The 17262-nt window shown below is 61.8% G+C and carries 12 protein-coding genes and 1 pseudogene; all 13 read left to right on the forward strand.

The features are described 5' to 3' along the window. Window positions 1-283 (forward strand): hypothetical protein (locus PHD44_RS02145; RefSeq protein ID WP_300187569.1); only part of this gene is annotated, 283 nt, incomplete at its 5' end. Continuing rightward, the gene (locus PHD44_RS02150) at window positions 280-1386 is read left to right on the forward strand and encodes a hypothetical protein (RefSeq protein WP_300187572.1); all 1107 of its coding nucleotides are present in this window, start codon (window positions 280-282) and stop codon (window positions 1384-1386) included. The genes PHD44_RS02145 and PHD44_RS02150, both read left to right, overlap by 4 nt. Before the next feature lie 15 nt (window positions 1387-1401). Further along, window positions 1402-2067, forward strand: a complete 666-nt coding sequence (locus tag PHD44_RS02155; protein ID WP_300187575.1) for an FMN-binding negative transcriptional regulator — start codon at window positions 1402-1404, stop codon at window positions 2065-2067. Between the two features lie 70 nt (window positions 2068-2137). Then, a complete protein-coding gene (locus tag PHD44_RS02160) occupies window positions 2138-3385 on the forward strand; it encodes an aspartate aminotransferase family protein (protein ID WP_300187578.1) in 1248 nt (415 codons plus the stop codon). Between the two features lies 1 nt (window position 3386). Continuing rightward, window positions 3387-3557: pseudogene (locus PHD44_RS12705) on the forward strand (4Fe-4S binding protein); the annotation flags it as partial. A 39-nt stretch (window positions 3558-3596) separates the two neighbouring features. Further along, window positions 3597-4610: a Coenzyme F420 hydrogenase/dehydrogenase, beta subunit C-terminal domain gene (locus PHD44_RS02165; RefSeq protein WP_300187581.1), complete on the forward strand. Its 1014-nt coding sequence runs from the start codon at window positions 3597-3599 to the stop codon at window positions 4608-4610. After that, window positions 4610-5935 carry a hypothetical protein gene (locus tag PHD44_RS02170; RefSeq protein WP_300187584.1) on the forward strand — a complete coding sequence of 442 codons (1326 nt, stop codon included), beginning with the start codon at window positions 4610-4612 and terminating at the stop codon, window positions 5933-5935. Before PHD44_RS02165 ends, PHD44_RS02170 begins: the two co-directional genes overlap by 1 nt. Continuing rightward, window positions 5932-6972 carry an alcohol dehydrogenase catalytic domain-containing protein gene (locus PHD44_RS02175; protein WP_300187587.1) on the forward strand — a complete coding sequence of 347 codons (1041 nt, stop codon included), beginning with the start codon at window positions 5932-5934 and terminating at the stop codon, window positions 6970-6972. Before PHD44_RS02170 ends, PHD44_RS02175 begins: the two co-directional genes overlap by 4 nt. Beyond that, on the forward strand, window positions 6969-8930 hold the full coding sequence (locus PHD44_RS02180) for a non-ribosomal peptide synthetase (RefSeq protein WP_300187590.1): 1962 nt from the start codon (window positions 6969-6971) through the stop codon (window positions 8928-8930). Before PHD44_RS02175 ends, PHD44_RS02180 begins: the two co-directional genes overlap by 4 nt. Before the next feature lie 7 nt (window positions 8931-8937). Further along, window positions 8938-13629: a type I polyketide synthase gene (locus PHD44_RS02185; protein WP_300187593.1), complete on the forward strand. Its 4692-nt coding sequence runs from the start codon at window positions 8938-8940 to the stop codon at window positions 13627-13629. A gap of 52 nt (window positions 13630-13681) precedes the next feature. Beyond that, a complete protein-coding gene (locus PHD44_RS02190; protein ID WP_300187595.1) occupies window positions 13682-14716 on the forward strand; it encodes a MupA/Atu3671 family FMN-dependent luciferase-like monooxygenase in 1035 nt (344 codons plus the stop codon). A gap of 23 nt (window positions 14717-14739) precedes the next feature. Beyond that, the gene (locus tag PHD44_RS02195) at window positions 14740-16185 is read left to right on the forward strand and encodes a condensation domain-containing protein (protein WP_300187598.1); all 1446 of its coding nucleotides are present in this window, start codon (window positions 14740-14742) and stop codon (window positions 16183-16185) included. After that, the gene (locus PHD44_RS02200; RefSeq protein ID WP_300187601.1) at window positions 16185-17141 is read left to right on the forward strand and encodes a hypothetical protein; all 957 of its coding nucleotides are present in this window, start codon (window positions 16185-16187) and stop codon (window positions 17139-17141) included. The genes PHD44_RS02195 and PHD44_RS02200 overlap by 1 nt, the downstream gene beginning before the upstream one ends. The last annotated feature ends 121 nt before the right edge of the window (window positions 17142-17262 follow it).

Raw genomic sequence — 17262 nt, forward strand, 5'->3', positions numbered from 1 at the left:
CGCCGCGCTGTTTGCCGTCTACCGAAACAATACCGAAGCGCTGCAACGCCATATCCCCGGACAGCTCTCCGACGAGGTGCTCCTGTTTTCCTCGCAGCAGAAAAAAACGGAAGAGTTTCCCGGCCTGGTTCCGATAACCGACGTTGAACGGGGATGGGCGGGGATGGCTGAGAAAGTTCGTGTGAGGGAGCTAGTTGGAGATCACTTCACAGTGATGTCTTCTGAAAACCTGGAAACGATCACAGCAGAGATCGAAGCCGTTTTGAAAGAGGTTGAAGCATGAAGTTTCTGGCCAGGGAACGAGGGGTCATGGAGGCGATGCTGCCCGGGCTTGACGAAACGCTGGCGGCGGCTCCCTTCGAAAAAGTTGAAGGTCGAGATCGGTGGGCGGTTGAACAGTTTGTGGCTGCGGGCGGGGTGGGGCTTGCGGCACCCTTGGAATCGGGCGGCAAGGGGTGTTCGGCGCTGGTCATGACGCGCCTGCAACGGGCTGTCGGCGCCCGCGCGCCTTCGCTTGCCGTGGCCAGCACCATGCACCACTACAAGGTGAAGACCCTGGACGTGCTGCTCGAAGGCGAGAGGCGTCGATTCCTCTCTCGCATGGTCGAGAGGCGCTGGCTCATCGCCTCCTGCGGAGCGGAGGGATTTCGCAGCAAAAGCCTGTTCGAACCCACCATGCGGGCGCGTAAGGTTGAGGGGGGCTTGGTCCTCACGGGTAGCAAGAAACCTTGCTCCCTGATCTGGTCCATGGGTGTGCTGTCGATGATGGTGCGCACGGACGACGGAGGCCTCTACAACGTTCTGATCCCCGTTGATCAGTTGCAGCTGGAGCGACGGAAATTCTGGAATTCCCCGGTACTGGCCGCCACGGAGAGCGACGAAGTGATTCTCCAGGAAGCGTTAATCGTTGACGATCTGCTGTTTGAGCTCGGTAGTACCGATGCTGCGGCACCCTTCACGTTCGCCGCTTTTCTCTGGTTCGAGCTGCTGATCAGCGCCTCTTATCTCGGCATCGCCAGTCGCCTGGCCGAATACCCTATTGTCGAAACGCTCGGCAGCAGCCACTCCCGCGCCTCGCTCGGTATCGAACTGGAAACTTCCATGGCCGCCCTCGAATGCATTGCCCGGGGAATCGACGACGGGGAGGAGGATGAAGCGGCGCTGCTCGAAAGGTTGCTTTACGTGCGTTACGGGGTACAGGCGGCGATTGGCCGCGCATCTTCCCTGGCCGCGGAGCTGAGTGGCGGCGGAGCCTTCCTGCGCGACGGCGAGGTGGCAATGGTGCTGGCTGCAACCAAGGGGCTCTCCTATCACGCCCCTTCGCGTGAAGGAATTTCCGACAAGCTGGCGGAGAACCTCTGCGGCGGCCAGCTGCCGCTGATTTAACACAAGGAGAAGGGGATGTACGTACCGGAACTCTATCGCGAGCCTGACGAAGAGAGTCTTTTCGAGTTGATTGAGGGTTATCCGTTCGGTCTGCTCGTAACCGGCACGACCCCGTTGGGGGCAACCCATCTGCCGTTTGTTCTCGAACGCGAAAAAAAAGTGATTCGCGCCCATCTTGCCCAGGCCAATCCGATGGTCGAGACGCTTCGGCGTGGCGAGGAGGTCCTTGTGGTTTTCCAGGGGCCCTACTCCTACATATCGCCGCACTGGTATGCCACCAAGTCCCATCTCCCGACTTGGCTTTACAGCGCCGTCCACGTCTACGGCACGCCCCGTCTGCTCGATGAGGAGGCGTTATGGGAACAGATGGTGACGTTGATTGCGGAGCAGGAAGCGGCATGCGGGGAGGCGTCTCCCTGGCGGCTGGAGAGTATGCCGACGGAGTTGATCGAGCGGTTGGCCTCGATGGTCGTGGGGGTGGAGATCCGTGGTGAACGTTGGGAGGGATGCTTCAAGCTCAACCAGCACAAGAGCGCTCCTGACATGGCAAGGCTCGAGGAGGTGCTGCGCTCGTCGGAGCAGAGCTTGAGGCATGAGCTGGCAAGTTTGATTGAGATATGCGAGTCCCGAACCGATCCGGCCATCGCAACTGCCTATCGCCGGAAGTACGGACTCGAGTGACCTGAATAAGAAGAACCTGTCCTGCGTCGGCGTCCGGCCGATTCAGGCATTTCTGTAGGGAAGGGTGGGAATGGAAAATTACACTGAGGCGGTTTCAACGGGTTCGCCCGGAGCGCCGCGATTCGTCACGGGTGACGGCTGCTGGCTTTTTGATCGTAACGGTCGTCGCTACTTCGATGGAACGGCCGGCAGCGGCGCGATCAGTCTGGGCCACCAGCACCCCGCCGTGTGCGAGGCGGTGGTCAAACAGCTTGAACGCTTGACCCATACCGGCTGCAAGTTGCAGTCCGACGTCCGCGAGCGCCTGGTGGAAAGGATAGGCGAGCTATCTCCTTACCAGCGCTGCGCGGTGCTCTTCACAGTGATTGGTACGGAGGCCGTCGAGGCGTCGCTCAAGGTGGCGCGTGCCTACACCGGACGACGACGGGTGGTCGCTTTTCGCCACGCCTTTCACGGCAAGAGCGCGGGGGCCATCGGTGCCACCTGGCGCCCTGAGTTTCGCCGTTACTCCTCCTTTGCCGCCGACGACTGGTTCATCGCGGACTTTCCAGACTCTGATCAAGGCGACGAAGCGGTGGACGAGGCGTTGCGCCAGCTCGATCAATTGCTGGATGACGCGGCAGGGGATCCTCCGGCGGCGGTGATCATGGAGCCGGTGCAGATCACCGAAGGCGTCGAGATCCCCGAAGCGCGCTTTCTCGAAGGGGTGATCCGTGCGGCCCGCAGAGTGGGAGCCCTCGCCATATTCGATGAGATTTATACCGGCTTCGGGCGCTGTGGGACCCTCTTTTATTCCGATCGGCTGGCGGAGACTCCGGATCTGACGCTGGTCGGAAAATCCCTCGGAAACGGTTTCCCCATTTCTCTCGTTCTTGGTGCTCCGGAAGTGATCAATGCGCTTCCTTCCGGGATTCAGACCTCCACCTACTCCGGTTTTCCACCGGCTTGCGCCGCTGCGGAAGCGGTCACAAACGTGATGGTGGCCGAGCGACTGTGGGAGAGCTCGGCAACGCTTGGTCGGGATCTCCTCGACGGATTGCGTTCTCTGGATGAGGAGCACTCGTTCATCGTCCGTCCACGCGGTGCCGGCCTGGCGCTTGCGTTCGATTGTTTGGACGAGGCGGGCAGGCCGTCGGCTGCGCGGGCGACGCGGTTTGTCGAAGAGGCCGTGGCGCGGGGGGTGCTGCTGTTTCGCGGTGGTCCCTTGGGAGCGGCGGTGAAGCTGGTCACGCCGATGTTGATGGATGCCGAGGAGCACGACTTCCTGCAGGGCACGCTCATTGAAACGGCTGCCGCAGTTGCAGCATGGAGAGGCTAACATGGGCTTTGCCGAGCTGAAAGAAGCGGTACTTTCTCCAGGTTTATGTGCCAGCTGCGGCGTATGCGAACTGGCATGCCCACAGGGGCTTATCTCCTTCGACGGCTTGCTGCCGGCAATCGCGGGTGAAGCTGAGGATGCTCCATGTGGAAGCTGTCGCGACTGCTTCCTGGTTTGTCCTGGAAAGCACCCGGAGACGAACGCAGCCGAGATGAGACTGTTTGGTCGCGGGCGAACGAAAGAGGAGCGTTGGTTCGGCGTGATGCAGGGTGTCTACGGCGGGCGCTCCACCGATCCGGAAACCTATCGACGCTCTGCCAGTGGTGGCTCGGCGACCACACTCCTCCGGGAGGCTGCGCGCCAACTTGCGCTCGATTGGGTGTTGGTGATGGGACGGGAGCCGGCCCGTCCTTGGCGCTCAGCTCCGGCGATCTGTACCGATTTCGACCGCCTGGCTGACTACGCTCAATCGACCTATCAGCTGGCACCGTACCTCGGTGCATTGCGCGGGGTACTGCTGGACGAACGTCCACTCCGTGGCGCCATGTCAGGGATCGCCTGTCAGGTGCAGGGGATACGGAAACTGCAAGGCCTTGACAGTGCGATTGGCGAACGGGCGCGTGAACGAGTCGCCTTTATCGTCGAGATAGGTTGTTCGTCAAGCACCAAGCCCGAGGGAACCGCCTCGATGATTACCGAGCGGCTGGGTACCGAACTCTCGGCCGTCCATTCCATTCATTATCGAGAAGGCGAGTATCCGGGACAGATCGTGGTGCGCACCATCCATGGTAAGCGGCATGAGATCGCCTTTTGGGAGGCGGTGCGCCACTTCAAAGACAACAAGACCCATCGCTGCCTCAGTTGCGGCGACTGGATGTCGGGTCTCGCCGACGTCAGCATCTCGGATGGTGATCCAAACATCTTTCAGGCGAGCCAAGGAGTAACCGGAATCGAGAAGCATGGGCGGGTATTCGTGCGTACGGAGCGGGGCCGACAGGTGCTGGAGGAGGCGGTAGTCCAGGGTGAAATGGAGTGCTGGCCGATCGAGTTGACCGGACTGAATCTCGGCCTGGAGCGTAAACGCAATCGCCGTGCCTATTACGAGGGAAGCGGTTTGCCGTTGTCCGATGGGCCGATCGCTGGATTCCGCGAGGAGCGGGAGGTGGTGGACGACGAACAGTTTATTCCGGATCTGGCACCTTCGCCGGAACGAAAGGATTCGTAATGAGTATTTTGATCTGTTCTTCCGAACCGGTGCCCACATCGGTTGCAAAGGCTCTGCCGGGTGACAAGTCGATCTCTCACCGCGTGCTGCTGATAGCTGCTGCAACGGATGGCGAGTCACGCCTTCGTGGAATCAACCTTTGTGGCGCAGTGTTCCCACTGATCGAGGCACTACGGCAGCTGGGCGCCACTGTTGACATTGACGACGGAGAAATGAGGGTCGGCACCATCGATCGCAATCTAAGGACAGCGCCGGTGCTCAATCTCGGTCCATCGAGCGCGGCGGCGCGGCTCCTGCTCGGTTTGCTTGTCGGTCTGGGTGTCGAGGCGGTCATCGACGGTGATGAAACACTGCGTCCTCGTCCTGTCGACTGGGTGGTGGAACCGCTCCGCGGGCTGGGGGCGGAGCTTGAATATCTGCGCGCGGAGGGTCAACTGCCCGTACGCATCGGCCGGAGTCGGCTGCGCGAAGGTATCGCGCATCTGACGGTCGGCAGCGCTCAGGCGCGCTCTGCGGTGTTGCTGGCGGCCTGGGCGGCCGGAGTGGCGGTGGATGTTCGGCAGGCGATTCACTCACGGGACCACACGCAACGTCTTCTGTGCTCGCTAGGTTGTCGGCTGGATGTGCGTTCCAACGGCGTCTCCCTGACACCCGCCGCCCCTCCCTCCTTCCCCTTTTACGAGGTGCCGCTCGACCCGTCGGCGGTTGCCTATCCCGTCGCCGCCCATCTGTTTCGCGGCATGGTCGAGCCTTTGCGGATAGACGGCGTCTGCCTGAATCCTACCCGGACAGGTTTTTTCGAAACGCTGCGCGACTGCGGTATCGCCGTGAGCTACTCGGGGATCGTCGATCGCTTTGGCGAGCCGGTGGGATCGCTCACGGTGGAAGGGGATTGGGATGCCGATTCCCTGGAGGTCGACAATCCCGATCGGTTCCACGCAATGATTGATGAGATTCCTTTGGCCGCCGCGGTGGCAACCCGGCTTCCGGGATTGTCCCGCTTTGGCGGTGCCGAGGAGCTGATATTCAAGGAGAGCAATCGAATCGAAAGCACGGCGGCGATGCTTCGTGCATTTGGCGCGGAAGTGGCGACCGCTGCCGACGGCTTTACGGTACGGGGCGGCGTAGAGCTGACGGCTTCGCGAGCGCCGAGCTTTGGTGATCACCGCATAGCGATGACCGCCGCCGCTCTCGGTACATCGCTTGCCGGAAGGACAGTGGTGGAACAGGGGGAATGCACCGAGACCTCCTTCCCGCACTTTGCCGAAACGATGCGTGGTTACGGCTTCGATGTCCGGGCCGACGTATCGGGAGGTGCTGCATGAAGGGGTTGTTCGTCGACGGTGCCGCTGGGCTGCTGCTGCGGGAGGAGCGTGAACCGGCACCGCAACCCGGACAGCTGAGGATCCGTGCAACATGCAGTCTTGTGAGCGGCGGCACCGAGCTTCACTACATCAAGCAGTGGACCACCGCAAACCAGCGTTCGGTCATTGGTTACTGCTCCTCCGGCGTCGTCGACGCAGTCGGCGAAGGTGTCCGGGAGTTTGCAGTCGGTGACCGGGTCATCGCCATGGGCTGGGGTTATGCCCGCCACGCCGAAGTGATCTGCGTCCCTTACCGGTACTGCGTGAAGATCCCCGACAGTCTCCCCTTCGAACGGGCCGTCTTCGCCAATCTCGCCGCCACCTCCCTCCACGCCGTCCATCGTGCATTGATGGATGAGCGGGATCGCGTGCTGGTCATCGGTGCCGGTCTCGTCGGCCAGCTGGTTGCCCAGATCGCCCGCTCACGGCTGGAGAGCGTGCTGGTGGCCGACACCGATCCGCGACGCTGTTCTGCGGCGGAATCCGCGGGCTGTATCGGCGTGCCCCTTGCGGATGCAACCGGGCTTTACGACGCGGTACGCGAGGCGGCCGACGGGAAAGGAGTGAGCAAGATCTTTCTCTGCATGGTGGGAAAGGCCTCGGAGACCGTGAGCGACGCGTTGCGGCTGGTCAACGCTTTTCACGATCCCCTGGTGCGCCCGGCGCTGGTTGCCGCCGGACGCTTCGATGCCAGCCTCGCGTTCAGCGTCGACATGGGGAACAGCGATATCCGTTACGCGGCCCGTTGCGGTACCGGGTACCGCGACGACGATTATGCCCACGGGCGGGCGGAACGCACCCCCCCACCCGGGGAGGGACGCGTCGACGATAACCTGCGCGAATGTGTGGCGATGATCACGGACGGTCGCATTCGTCCCGAATTGATACACGATCTGCAATTGCCGTTTTCCCAATCAGCCGACGCTTATGGCCCTTTCGAATCAAAGTCGGCGCCGTTGGGCGTCACGTTCAGTTATCCGGGAGGGGCGAGTCTGTGAAACACCCGCTTCATCAACGTCTGGTCGAGCTGGGACCGCAAACCCCCTTCGATCCGTTCCTTTACGAGGAGGTGAACCAGACCATCCCCCAGCTCTTCGCCAGGAGGGCGGCACGCAATCGGGATGGGCTGGCGGTACGCACGCGGACCGAGATCCTGACTTACGGCGAGCTGGCGCTACGGGCGGAGTGGATTGCCGCTGACCTGGTCGCGCAACTCGGCGTCGACCACGGACACGTCGCGCTGCTCTTCGAACATGGGGCCGACATGGTCTGCGGCGTGCTCGGCGCGCTGTCGGGAGGGAAGGCCTATGTGCCGCTGGATGCAGCATACCCGGACGAACGCCTTGCCTACATGCTGCGCGACTCGCAATCGCGCTGCCTGATCACCAACCGTCGCAATGAAGCGCTGGCGAGACGTCTGGCAAGCGACGATACGTTGATACTGTTCGTCGAGGAGTGTTTCGCCGCACAAGGGACAGCGCCCGATATCGCCGCCGATCCCGATGCAGTGGCCTACTTGCTCTACACCTCGGGTTCGACCGGCGAGCCGAAGGGTGTGATGCAGACCCACCGCAATGTGCTCCACCACATGCGCAACTGGATCAACTCCTTGCACCTGAGCGAGCGCGATCGACTGACGCTCATCTCGGCCTACAGCTGGGATTCCGCGGTGCAGGACACTCTAGGGGCGCTGCTCAGCGGCGCGGCCCTCTTCCCAATCAATATCAAGGAAGAGGGAATCGGCGGCCTGATCGACTGGATCAGCGAGCAGTCCATTTCTGTTTATCACTCCACGCTTCCCATTTATCGAGGCGTGGTCAAGGTGTTGGCAGCGGCCGAAAGGCGTCTCTCCTCTGTCCGCATCGTGGCGCTGGGAGGTGATGCAATCTACGACAGCGACCATGAATCTTTCCGTGAACGTTTCTCTCCCGATGCACTGCTCGTGAACTGTTACGGTGCAACCGAAAGCAGCAGTGCCTTGATGAATTTCCTGCCGACCGATCGTGCTCTCGACGGCCGGGTCTTTCCCCTCGGTTTTCCCGCGGACGAAACCGATATTTTCCTGTTCCATGAACAGGGGCGCCGTGTCGAGAAGGAGGGCGAGGGGGAAATCGTTATCCGGAGCCGCCATCTGTCGCCGGGGTACTGGGGTGCCGCGGCGGAGAAACAGACGCGCTTCTCCGAGGACCCCGATGAGCCGGGGGTTCGTCTGTACAGAACAGGCGACCTCGGGAGGTACCGGGAGGACGGTGCCGTCGCCCTGATTGGACGCACCGACTTCCAGGTAAAGATTCGCGGCATTCGCGTCGAGCTTGGCGAGGTAGAAGCGACGCTGAAGCGTTTTCCGAAGGTGGACGAGGCGGTTGTCGCGGCGCGTGAAGAGCTGCCGGGAGAACGCTATCTCGTCGCTTATCTGGTGTTAGAAAGAGGCGAGAGTGCCTCGGTGACCGAGGTGCGCGCTTTTCTCGGCGAGCGGCTTCCCGATTTTACGATCCCCTCCGTTTACGTTTTTCTGGAGGAGCTCCCCTACACCGTCAACCGCAAGATTGATCGTGCCGCGCTTCCCGCGCCGACGCGCGAGCGACCGCGACTGGAGAACGAGTTCGTCGCGCCGGTCAACGACGTCGAACGGCAAATCGCCGAAGTGTGGTGCGAGGTGCTCGGCCTGGCCCGGGTCGGGAGCCAGGACAACTTTTTCGATCTCGGCGGTAATTCGTTGCGGGTTGCGCTGGTCAACGCAGAGCTGCGCCGGCTGTTCTCTAAAGAGATCAGCATGACCGACATGTACCGCCTGCCGACCATGTCGGCGCAGGCGCGATACCTAGCCGGCGAGGAGCGGGCCGGCGGATCGCCCGAATCATTGGCAAGGGCCGACTCCCGCGGTGTGATGCGATTGGAGAGGCGTCAGAGAGCGCGCCTACGGGGCGAGGCATTACGGAAAGAGCGTACGAAGTGAGGCTGAAATGCATAACGAACAAAACATGAACCTGGACAATCGAATTGCGGTGATCGGCATTGCCGGGCGCTTTCCCGGAGCCAGCGACATTCGCCATTATTGGGAGAATCTGCGTGAAGGGCGGGAGCTGGTAAAGACGCTCGACGACGACCAGCTGCGCAAGGCGGGAGTCGACGATGTATTGATCGCCAATCCCTCCTACGTGAAGGCGGCGAGTGTCCTCGACGATGCTGCTGGTTTCGACGCCTCGTTCTTCTACCTCTCCGCACGCGAAGCGGAAAAGATGGACCCGCAGCTACGGGTGTTCCTTGAGGGGGCCTGGAGCGCCCTGGAACACGCGGGCTATAACTCGGAGAACTTCGAGGGCAGTATCGGCGTATTCGCCAGTTCTCTGGCCAGCACCTATCTGCTTAACAACCTTTACAGCAGTGACAAATTCTTCGCCGGCGATATGCAGGCCCTGCTCGGCGACATGATCGCGCGCATCGGCAACGATACCAACTACCTCGCCACCCGCACCTCCTACCACCTGAACCTTACCGGTCCCAGCGTTTCGGTTCAGACCGCCTGCTCCAGTTCGCTTGTTGCGGTCCATTATGCAGCGCAGAGCCTGCTGAACGGCGAGTGCGACATTGCCCTGGCCGGCGGTGTCTCCCTGCGCTTCCCGCAGGAAGCGGGCTACCTTCATCAGCGTGACGGTATTCTGTCGCAGGACGGTCACTGCCGGCCGTTCGATGCCAAAGCCAGCGGTACGATTTTCGGCAACGGTATGGGCGCGGTGGTGCTGAAGCGGATGGAAGACGCACTGCGCGACGGCGACGAGATCTGGGCAACGCTGCTAGGCTCGTCAGTGAACAATGATGGTTCCAACCGCGTCGGTTTTTCCGCTCCGGGGGTCGAAGGTCAGAGTCAGGTGGTTCGGGAAGCGCTAGCCGCCTCGGGCGTGGAACCCGCGAGCATTTCCTACGTGGAGGCACATGGCACGGGCACAGCGATGGGCGATCCGATTGAGGTCTCCGCGCTGGCCCGGGCATTCGGCGAATCCTCGCCGGGGCAGTGCGCCATCGGTTCGGTCAAGGGCAACATCGGTCATCTCAGTACGGCTGCCGGTATTGCCAGTTTCATCAAAACCGTGTTGATGCTCCGGCATCGGACCCTCGTGCCCACCGTCAATTACTCGTCGCCGAATCCTGAGTGCAAGTTCTCCGAGACCCCCTTCTACGTCAACACCGAAACCGGCCAGTGGCGGGGCGAGGGTCCGCTACGCGCAGGGGTCAGCTCGTTCGGCATGGGGGGAACCAACTGCCACGTGGTGCTGGAGGAGGCGCCGGAACCCGCGCCCTCGTCGGAGTCTAGGCCGCTGGTGCTGTTGCCCCTCTCTGCCAAATCTCCGGCGGCCCTGGACAAGGCTGTGGCCGGGGCGGTGGAGTTGTTGCGTTCGGAGGAGTCGCCCGCCTTTAGCGACATTGCCTACACCTACGCCATGGGTCGGCGCACGTTCAACTATCGTTCCGCGGTGGTGGCCGGCGATGCGGCTCAGACGGCCGCGACACTGGAGCTCAATGATCCGGGCAAGGTGGTGACCGGCACCGGGCAGCCGGAGCCCCATCCCATTGTCTTCCTGTTCCCGGGCCAGGGCGCGCAGTATGCCGACATGGGGCTGGAGTGCTACCGGCGCGAACCTGTTTTCCGGGAAGCCGTTGACCGATGTGCCGAGATTCTTCGTCCGCAGTTCGGCATTGACTTGCGCGACGCCCTCTATGCCCGTGAACGCGGGGCCGATCCCAATGCCTTCGACCTGCGCCAGACCTCGCTCGCGCAACCGGCGTTGTTTACGGTGGAGTACGCGCTGGCCTGCCTGTGGATGAGCTGGGGCATCATGCCTGAGTCGATGATCGGCCACAGCGTGGGTGAGTATGTGGCGGCTACGCTGGCCGGTGTCTTCTCTCTGGAGGACGGTCTTGCCCTGGTTGCCCGACGCGGCAGGCTGGTGCAGGATTTGCCCGGCGGCAGCATGGCGGCTGTCCCCCTGTCGCCCACCGCGATCGAACCCTACCTGATCAATGGAGCGGTGATCGCGGCGGTCAATGAGCCGGGCGTCTGTACCGTGTCAGGAACCGATGAGGCGATCGAAGAGATGCGGCGCCGTCTCTCCGACGATGGCATTGTGTGCCGTACCTTGCAGACATCCCATGCCTTCCACTCGCCGATGATGGAGCCGGCACGCGAACCGCTGGCGCAACTGGTCTCCGGTTTCACCCTGAGGCCGCCACGAATCCCCTTTGTTTCCAATGTTACGGGCGGATGGATCACCGACGGGCAGGCCACCGACCCTGATTACTGGGCGACCCATCTTCGTCAGCGCGTCGAATTCGCGACCGGCGCAGAGTTGCTGTTGACCAATCCGAGCAGAATCTTCCTCGAGGTGGGACCGGGTCAAACCCTCTCCACCTTCGTGCGGCGCCATCCCGACAAGGATCTGACCCAGCTGATCCTCACCTCCCTCGGTCGTACGCAGGGTGCCGACAAGGAGTACGCGGCGCTTCTGAATACCGTGGCGCGGCTCTGGTGCGCGGGCCAGACCATCGACTGGAACGGCTTCTATCAGGAAGAGCAGCGGCGGCGCGTGCCGCTTCCCACCTATCCCTTTGAACATGTGGACTACTGGGTCGAGCCCTCGGACATCGAGGCGACCAGCAGTGGTCGGCCGCGTCACAACGACCGCCGCCTCGATCTGGAGCAGTGGTTCTACACCCCCGTATGGCGCGAATCCATAGCCGCCATCCATCCCGCCGTAGCGCAAACGGATGCGCGCCGCTGGCTCATCTTTGTCGACGAAGAGGGTGTAGGAAAGCAGCTTGCCGACAAACTGCGCGAACGGGGCGATCAGGTAACCATGGTTTTCGCCGGCTCAGGCTTGGAGCGGCTTCCCGAAGGCGATTTCATGCTCCGTCCGAAGAGCGAGCAGAACTACCGTTCACTGATAGGCGAGCTGAAAGCCGCGGACAGCATGCCGGACGGCATCGTGCACTGCTGGTCGCTGGATCGCGACGAGGAGAGCCTGTCGGGGATCGACCGTTTCGAGGCGGCCCAGACCAAGGGGCTCTACAGCGTTCTCGGATTGGTCAAGGCGATCACCGGCGAGAGCGGCGTCGGCGAGATCGACCTCTATCTGATGAGTAGCGACCTGCACTCAGTGACCGGTGAAGAAACCCTGCGGGCGGAGTTTGCACCCCTTACCGTCGCCACCAAGGTGATCAGCCAGGAGTACCCCAACATCGATTGTCGCGGCGTGGACGTGCAGTCGCGCCGCGCCGGCAAGCCGGCGCCGGAACTGGCGGTGTCGCAGCTGCTCAGGGAGTTCTCGCAAAAAGGAGAGCGTGAGTTGGCGGCAGCGTGGCGCGGCGATCGGCGTTGGGTGCAGGACTACGATCGCCTGACCGGCGCGCTGGGCGACACGGCGACCCCGTTGAAGCAGGGCGGCTGCTACTTCATCACCGGCGGTCTCGGCGAGATCGGCCTGACCATCTCCGAAATGCTGGCGCAACACTATGGTGCCCGTTTGGTACTGCTGATGCGCAAGGCGATGCCGTCACCCGAGCAGTGGGACGCCTGGCTTGAGGATCACGACGTGGACGATGTGATCAGCGTTCGCATTCGCAACGCCCGCCGCCTGGAATCGCTCGGCGCGGAGGTGCTGGTCGTCACCGGCGACGTAGCGGACTACGAGCGGATGGTCGAGGTGTTCGACGCCGCCGAGGTCCGTTTCGGCCATGTAGACGGCGTGATTCACGCTGCGGGCCTGCCCGGAGAGAAGTGGGACCGGACCATACGTGATACCTGGATCGATCAGTGCCAGTGGCATTTCAATGCGAAGGCCCACGGCATGATTGTTCTCGAGCGGCTGCTGGCGGAGCGCAAGCCGGAGTTCTGCCTGCTCGTCTCCTCGCTCGCCTCGGTGCTCGGCGGATTACGTCTGCTCGCCTACGGCGCCGCCAACCACTACATGGACGTTGCTGCGTTCCGCGCCAATCTGAGCGGCGGCGCGACGCGCTGGGTTTCGGTTGACTGGGACGTCTGGCAACACCATCAGGACGAAAAACGGGCGGTTTCCGGTATCGGCAAGTCGATGGACGACAAGGCCGTGCAGCCCGAACAGGGGCTCGCGGCAATCCGACATATTCTTTCGCTGCCCGGAGTTTCCCAGGTCGCCGTCTCGACCTGGAGCCTGGAATATCGCATGGAACAGTGGATTCGCCTGGGCATCCTCGCCGCACGTAGCGGCCCCGCTGCCGGTGGTCACGGACGTCCCCGTCTCGGCACCGACTTCACCCAGGCAGAGGGTGAAGTGGAGAAGGTTATCGTCGACATGTTCAGCAAGACGCTGGGAATCGACGGTATCGGCGTCAATGATGACTTCTTCGAATTGGGCGGCGACTCGCTAATCAGCGTCCAGTTGCTTGCCCAGCTGCGCGAAGCCTTCCAGGTGGATGTCTCACTGGCCGATTTCCTCAGCGAGCCCACTGCCGCGGTTCTCGCCCGCCTTGTGGAGGCGCGGCTTGGCAGCGGCAGCGATGAGCTCGACGAGCTGCTGGCCAATCTGGACGACGAGGGTCGGAACGAGGTGGCGCTCCTGATCGATGAAATTGCCGCGATGTCGCTGGATGAACTGAACGGCGCATTGGCGGAAGCCGTTTAAGCGCCATGGGCCACGAAAAGTGCAACGGTGAGCACGACAAGAGAGGGACACGATGAAGTTCGGATTTATCTTTTTCTCCGGTGACGAACGCAATAAGTACCGGTTGGTCATGGAGACCGCCAAATTCGGCGACGAAAACGGCTTCTCCTCGATCTGGACCCCGGAGCGGCACTTCCACCGCTTCGGCGGACTCTACCCCAACCCTTCCGTGGTCAGCGCGGCATTGGCGATGGTGACCAAGCGGTTGCAGATCTGCGCCGGGTCGGTCGTCGTGCCGACTCACAACGTGGTGCGTGTCGCTGAGGAGTGGTCGGTGGTCGACAACCTTTCGGGAGGGCGGGCCGGTCTGGCTCTGGCGACCGGTTTCAGTCCTATCGACTTCAGCTTCATGCCGCAGAATTGGGACAACCGCCGCAACATCACCTTTGAGGCGGTCGAGACGATTCGTCGTCTCTGGGAGGGAGAGGCGATCGACGTGCGGGACGGTGTCGGCAACATCTCATCGATCGAGCTCCATCCCCGGCCGATTCAGCAGGAACTGCCCATGTGGCTCACCTGCACCAAGAGTGTCGACACCTTCGAGCGGGCAGGACGCCTGGGTTGCAACGTGCTGACCGGTTTGATCGACATGTCGACCGAGGAGTTGGAGAAGAAGCTCAAGGTCTATGAGCAGGCCCTAGAGGAGAACGGCCACGACCGCCGAAATTTCCAGGTCACATTGCTGCTGCACACTTACATCGGCGAGGACGATGCCGAGGTGCGGGCGACGGTCCACGATCCGTTCACGCGCTACCTCCGTTCCTTCTTCAAGGTGGTGGACTCGCAGAAAAAGGCACTGACCCCGGGCGAAAGCATCGAGGATTTCTCCAATCAGGATCAGGAAGCCTTGATCTCGTTCGCCTTTGACAAGTTCTACAGCAAGGGCTCGCTCATGGGCACGCCCGACAGCTGTTCGTGGGTGGTCGAGCGGATGGCCGGCATCGGTGTCGACGAGATCGCCTGTCTGATCGACTTCGGCGTCGACGAGGACAAGGTGCTCAAGAGTCTGCACCAACTGAAGAAGCTTAAAGACCGTTACTCCGACTGAATCTCGCTGAGGAAGTTTTCGCTATGACTGTTTTGAAACTCGAAGATCGTCTTGCCGTACTCACCCCTGAACAGCGGGCGCTTTTGGCCGTGAGGGTGAAACGGCTGAACCTCGATCCGACCCGTATCGCCATTGTCGACCGTCCGGTTCATGAGGGACTGTTCCCGTTATCGGTCGGGCAGCGCCGTCTGTGGGATATGCATCAGCAGGCGCCGGAGATTCCGGTAAATGTCGTTAGTCAGGTCCTTTCACTGGAAGGAGCGCTTGACGCCGATGCGATGGCCGATGCGTTGAAAGCGCTGGTGGCACGCCACGAATCCCTGCGCACCTGCTTCGTCGCCGACGGGCCCTGGCAACAGGTGGTCGATAACGTCACGCTCCCGCTGACCCGAATCGAGGCGCCCCAGGTTGCGCCGGAAGAGCGAGACGCATGGGTCTACCGCTTTGCCGTGGAGGACGCGTGGCTCCCCTTCGATCTGTTCACCGCACCGCTGATCCGTACAACCCTGATCAGCGATGGCGACAAGTGGCACAGGTTGGTTTTCACCATCCACAACCTGGTTTTCGATGCATGGTCGTTCGACGTCCTGCTTCGTGAGCTGAAACGGCTGTACAACGCGAGGGTCGAGGGCGAGGAGGCGGAGCTCGGCCCGTTGCCGCTCCAATATATCGATTACGCCGTGTGGCAGGGTGGCTGGTTGCGTTCGACGCCCTATCGTCAGCAGCTGGAGCACTGGCGATCTCTGCTGTCGGCAGCAAGTCCTGCTGAGATTCCCACTGACAGGCCGAAGCAGGAGCAGCGCAGCTGGCGGGGGCGGCGGGTCAATTTCACCCTGCCGAAGACGACCAAGGAGAAACTGACCGCGATGGCGCGAGCCGAAGGGGCGACCCTCTTCATGGCGCTCGTTGCGCTGACTCAACTGCTGGTACACGACCGCTCCGGCGGCGAGGAGGTGTGTATCGGTACCCTTAATGCCAACCGCTCGCGCTCGGAGATAGAGAACGTACTTGGGTTCTTCCTCAACATCGTACCGGTCTACGGTCGTCTCTCTTCCGACCTGACTTTCAAGGAGCTGCTGGCCCAGGTGAAGAAAGCTTCCCTCGGCGCCATGGCTAACGGCGACGTCCCCTACGAGGAGATGGTGCGGGAACTCGGACTCGACATGGAGGCGCCGCGCAATCCGTTGTTCGACCTGCTGTTCATTTTCGAAAATATTCCCGCTGCCGCCGAGGCATTCCGCGGTTTGCGCATGAGCAGCCGGGACATGGACAAACAGACGGCGCGTTTCGACCTATCGCTGGCGGTCTACGACGACGTCGATCTATTCCATGGCTGGCTGGAGTACAACGTCGAACTGTTCGATGAGCAGACAGCAACGGCCATCGCCGAACAGTTCGCGACCATGACCAAACGGGTGGCTGAGAATGGTTCGTTGACCCTTCGGGCATTGCTTGGGAGTGACTGTTGATGAGGGTGAATGCCGCAGACAAGCCGGTAATCCTCTCATCGATCAGCTATGCCCTCGGCTCGCCGAAGCCGATCGAGGCGCTGCCCGAGCTGAGCGATGAGCCGTCGCTTCTCACGGCGCTTCGGCAGGGCGGCCTGCGGAACTATCTGGAGTATGACGGCGGGCCGTTGACGCTGGCACGAGAGTCGGTGCAGCAGACGCTCGCGCAGGACACGTTTTCGGCCGACGAGATCGACTGCGTACTGTTCGCCACCGATTCGTTGACGACGGTTGGTGGTCAGGACGCGCTGGTCACATTTCTTGACGAGCTGGGGCTGGAGAATGCCTATCCCGTCGGAGTGCGATTGTCGGAGTGTGCCAATTTTCACGTCGGAGTCGCAGTCGCAAAATCCCTGATCAAGGCCGCCCAGTACCGCAACGTGCTGCTGGTCTCCGTCGATCTGGCGCGTCTCGCCTCTCCGGCGTCGAGGATTGTTAGCGGCGGGATCTCGGTAATGAGTGATGCGGCGGCCAGTTGTGTGATTAGCGAACGCCCGGTCGAGGGATTCATCATCAACGGCTCGCACAATCACGCCGAACGTTCGTTGCAGCGGGGCGGGCTTGCAGCCAATGAGGAACTGAAGCTCAGAATCACTTCGCATCGTGTGCTGTTTGAACGACTGTTGCGGGAAGCGGGTTGGCGGGCTGCTCAAGTGAGTCGAGTCTTTCCCAGCAACTTTATACCCGCGGTGGCGCGAATGTTTCATATGGATAGTGGATTCACCGCCGAGCAGATCGTTCTGGAGAACCTGCCACGCATCGGCCACTGCCTGGGCAGCGACGGTTTGATTGGGCTGCTCGACAGTATCGCCCGCGCTCCCATCGACGAGGGTGAGCGGCTGGTGCTCTCGGGGGCAGGGCCGACACAGCTTGGAGCGACTCTGCTCACCGCCAACGCAACGCTGTCTATCTACTGACCAGCTTTTGCCCGAATCGAAACAAAAGAAAGCCCGGGGAACGAGTGCTTCGATTCACTACCGAGCCTCCCCTGTTCAATGAAACCTATATAGGTAAGGGGCGTCCCCTGTTTATCTTTTC

This window comes from Halothiobacillus sp. (assembly GCF_028710545.1).
In the GTDB taxonomy this organism is placed as follows: domain Bacteria; phylum Pseudomonadota; class Gammaproteobacteria; order Halothiobacillales; family Halothiobacillaceae; genus Halothiobacillus.

What these genes read in the sequence shown, in the direction of transcription:
- PHD44_RS02150 (WP_300187572.1), top strand. Translation starts at nt 280, where the DNA reads ATGAAGTTTCTGGCCAGGGAACGAGGGGTCATGGAGGCGATGCTGCCC.
- PHD44_RS02155 (WP_300187575.1), top strand. Translation starts at nt 1,402, where the DNA reads ATGTACGTACCGGAACTCTATCGCGAGCCTGACGAAGAGAGTCTTTTC.
- PHD44_RS02160 (WP_300187578.1), top strand. Translation starts at nt 2,138, where the DNA reads ATGGAAAATTACACTGAGGCGGTTTCAACGGGTTCGCCCGGAGCGCCG.
- PHD44_RS02165 (WP_300187581.1), top strand. Translation starts at nt 3,597, where the DNA reads ATGAGACTGTTTGGTCGCGGGCGAACGAAAGAGGAGCGTTGGTTCGGC.
- PHD44_RS02170 (WP_300187584.1), top strand. Translation starts at nt 4,610, where the DNA reads ATGAGTATTTTGATCTGTTCTTCCGAACCGGTGCCCACATCGGTTGCA.
- PHD44_RS02175 (WP_300187587.1), top strand. Translation starts at nt 5,932, where the DNA reads ATGAAGGGGTTGTTCGTCGACGGTGCCGCTGGGCTGCTGCTGCGGGAG.
- PHD44_RS02185 (WP_300187593.1), top strand. Translation starts at nt 8,938, where the DNA reads ATGCATAACGAACAAAACATGAACCTGGACAATCGAATTGCGGTGATC.
- PHD44_RS02190 (WP_300187595.1), top strand. Translation starts at nt 13,682, where the DNA reads ATGAAGTTCGGATTTATCTTTTTCTCCGGTGACGAACGCAATAAGTAC.
- PHD44_RS02195 (WP_300187598.1), top strand. Translation starts at nt 14,740, where the DNA reads ATGACTGTTTTGAAACTCGAAGATCGTCTTGCCGTACTCACCCCTGAA.
- PHD44_RS02200 (WP_300187601.1), top strand. Translation starts at nt 16,185, where the DNA reads ATGAGGGTGAATGCCGCAGACAAGCCGGTAATCCTCTCATCGATCAGC.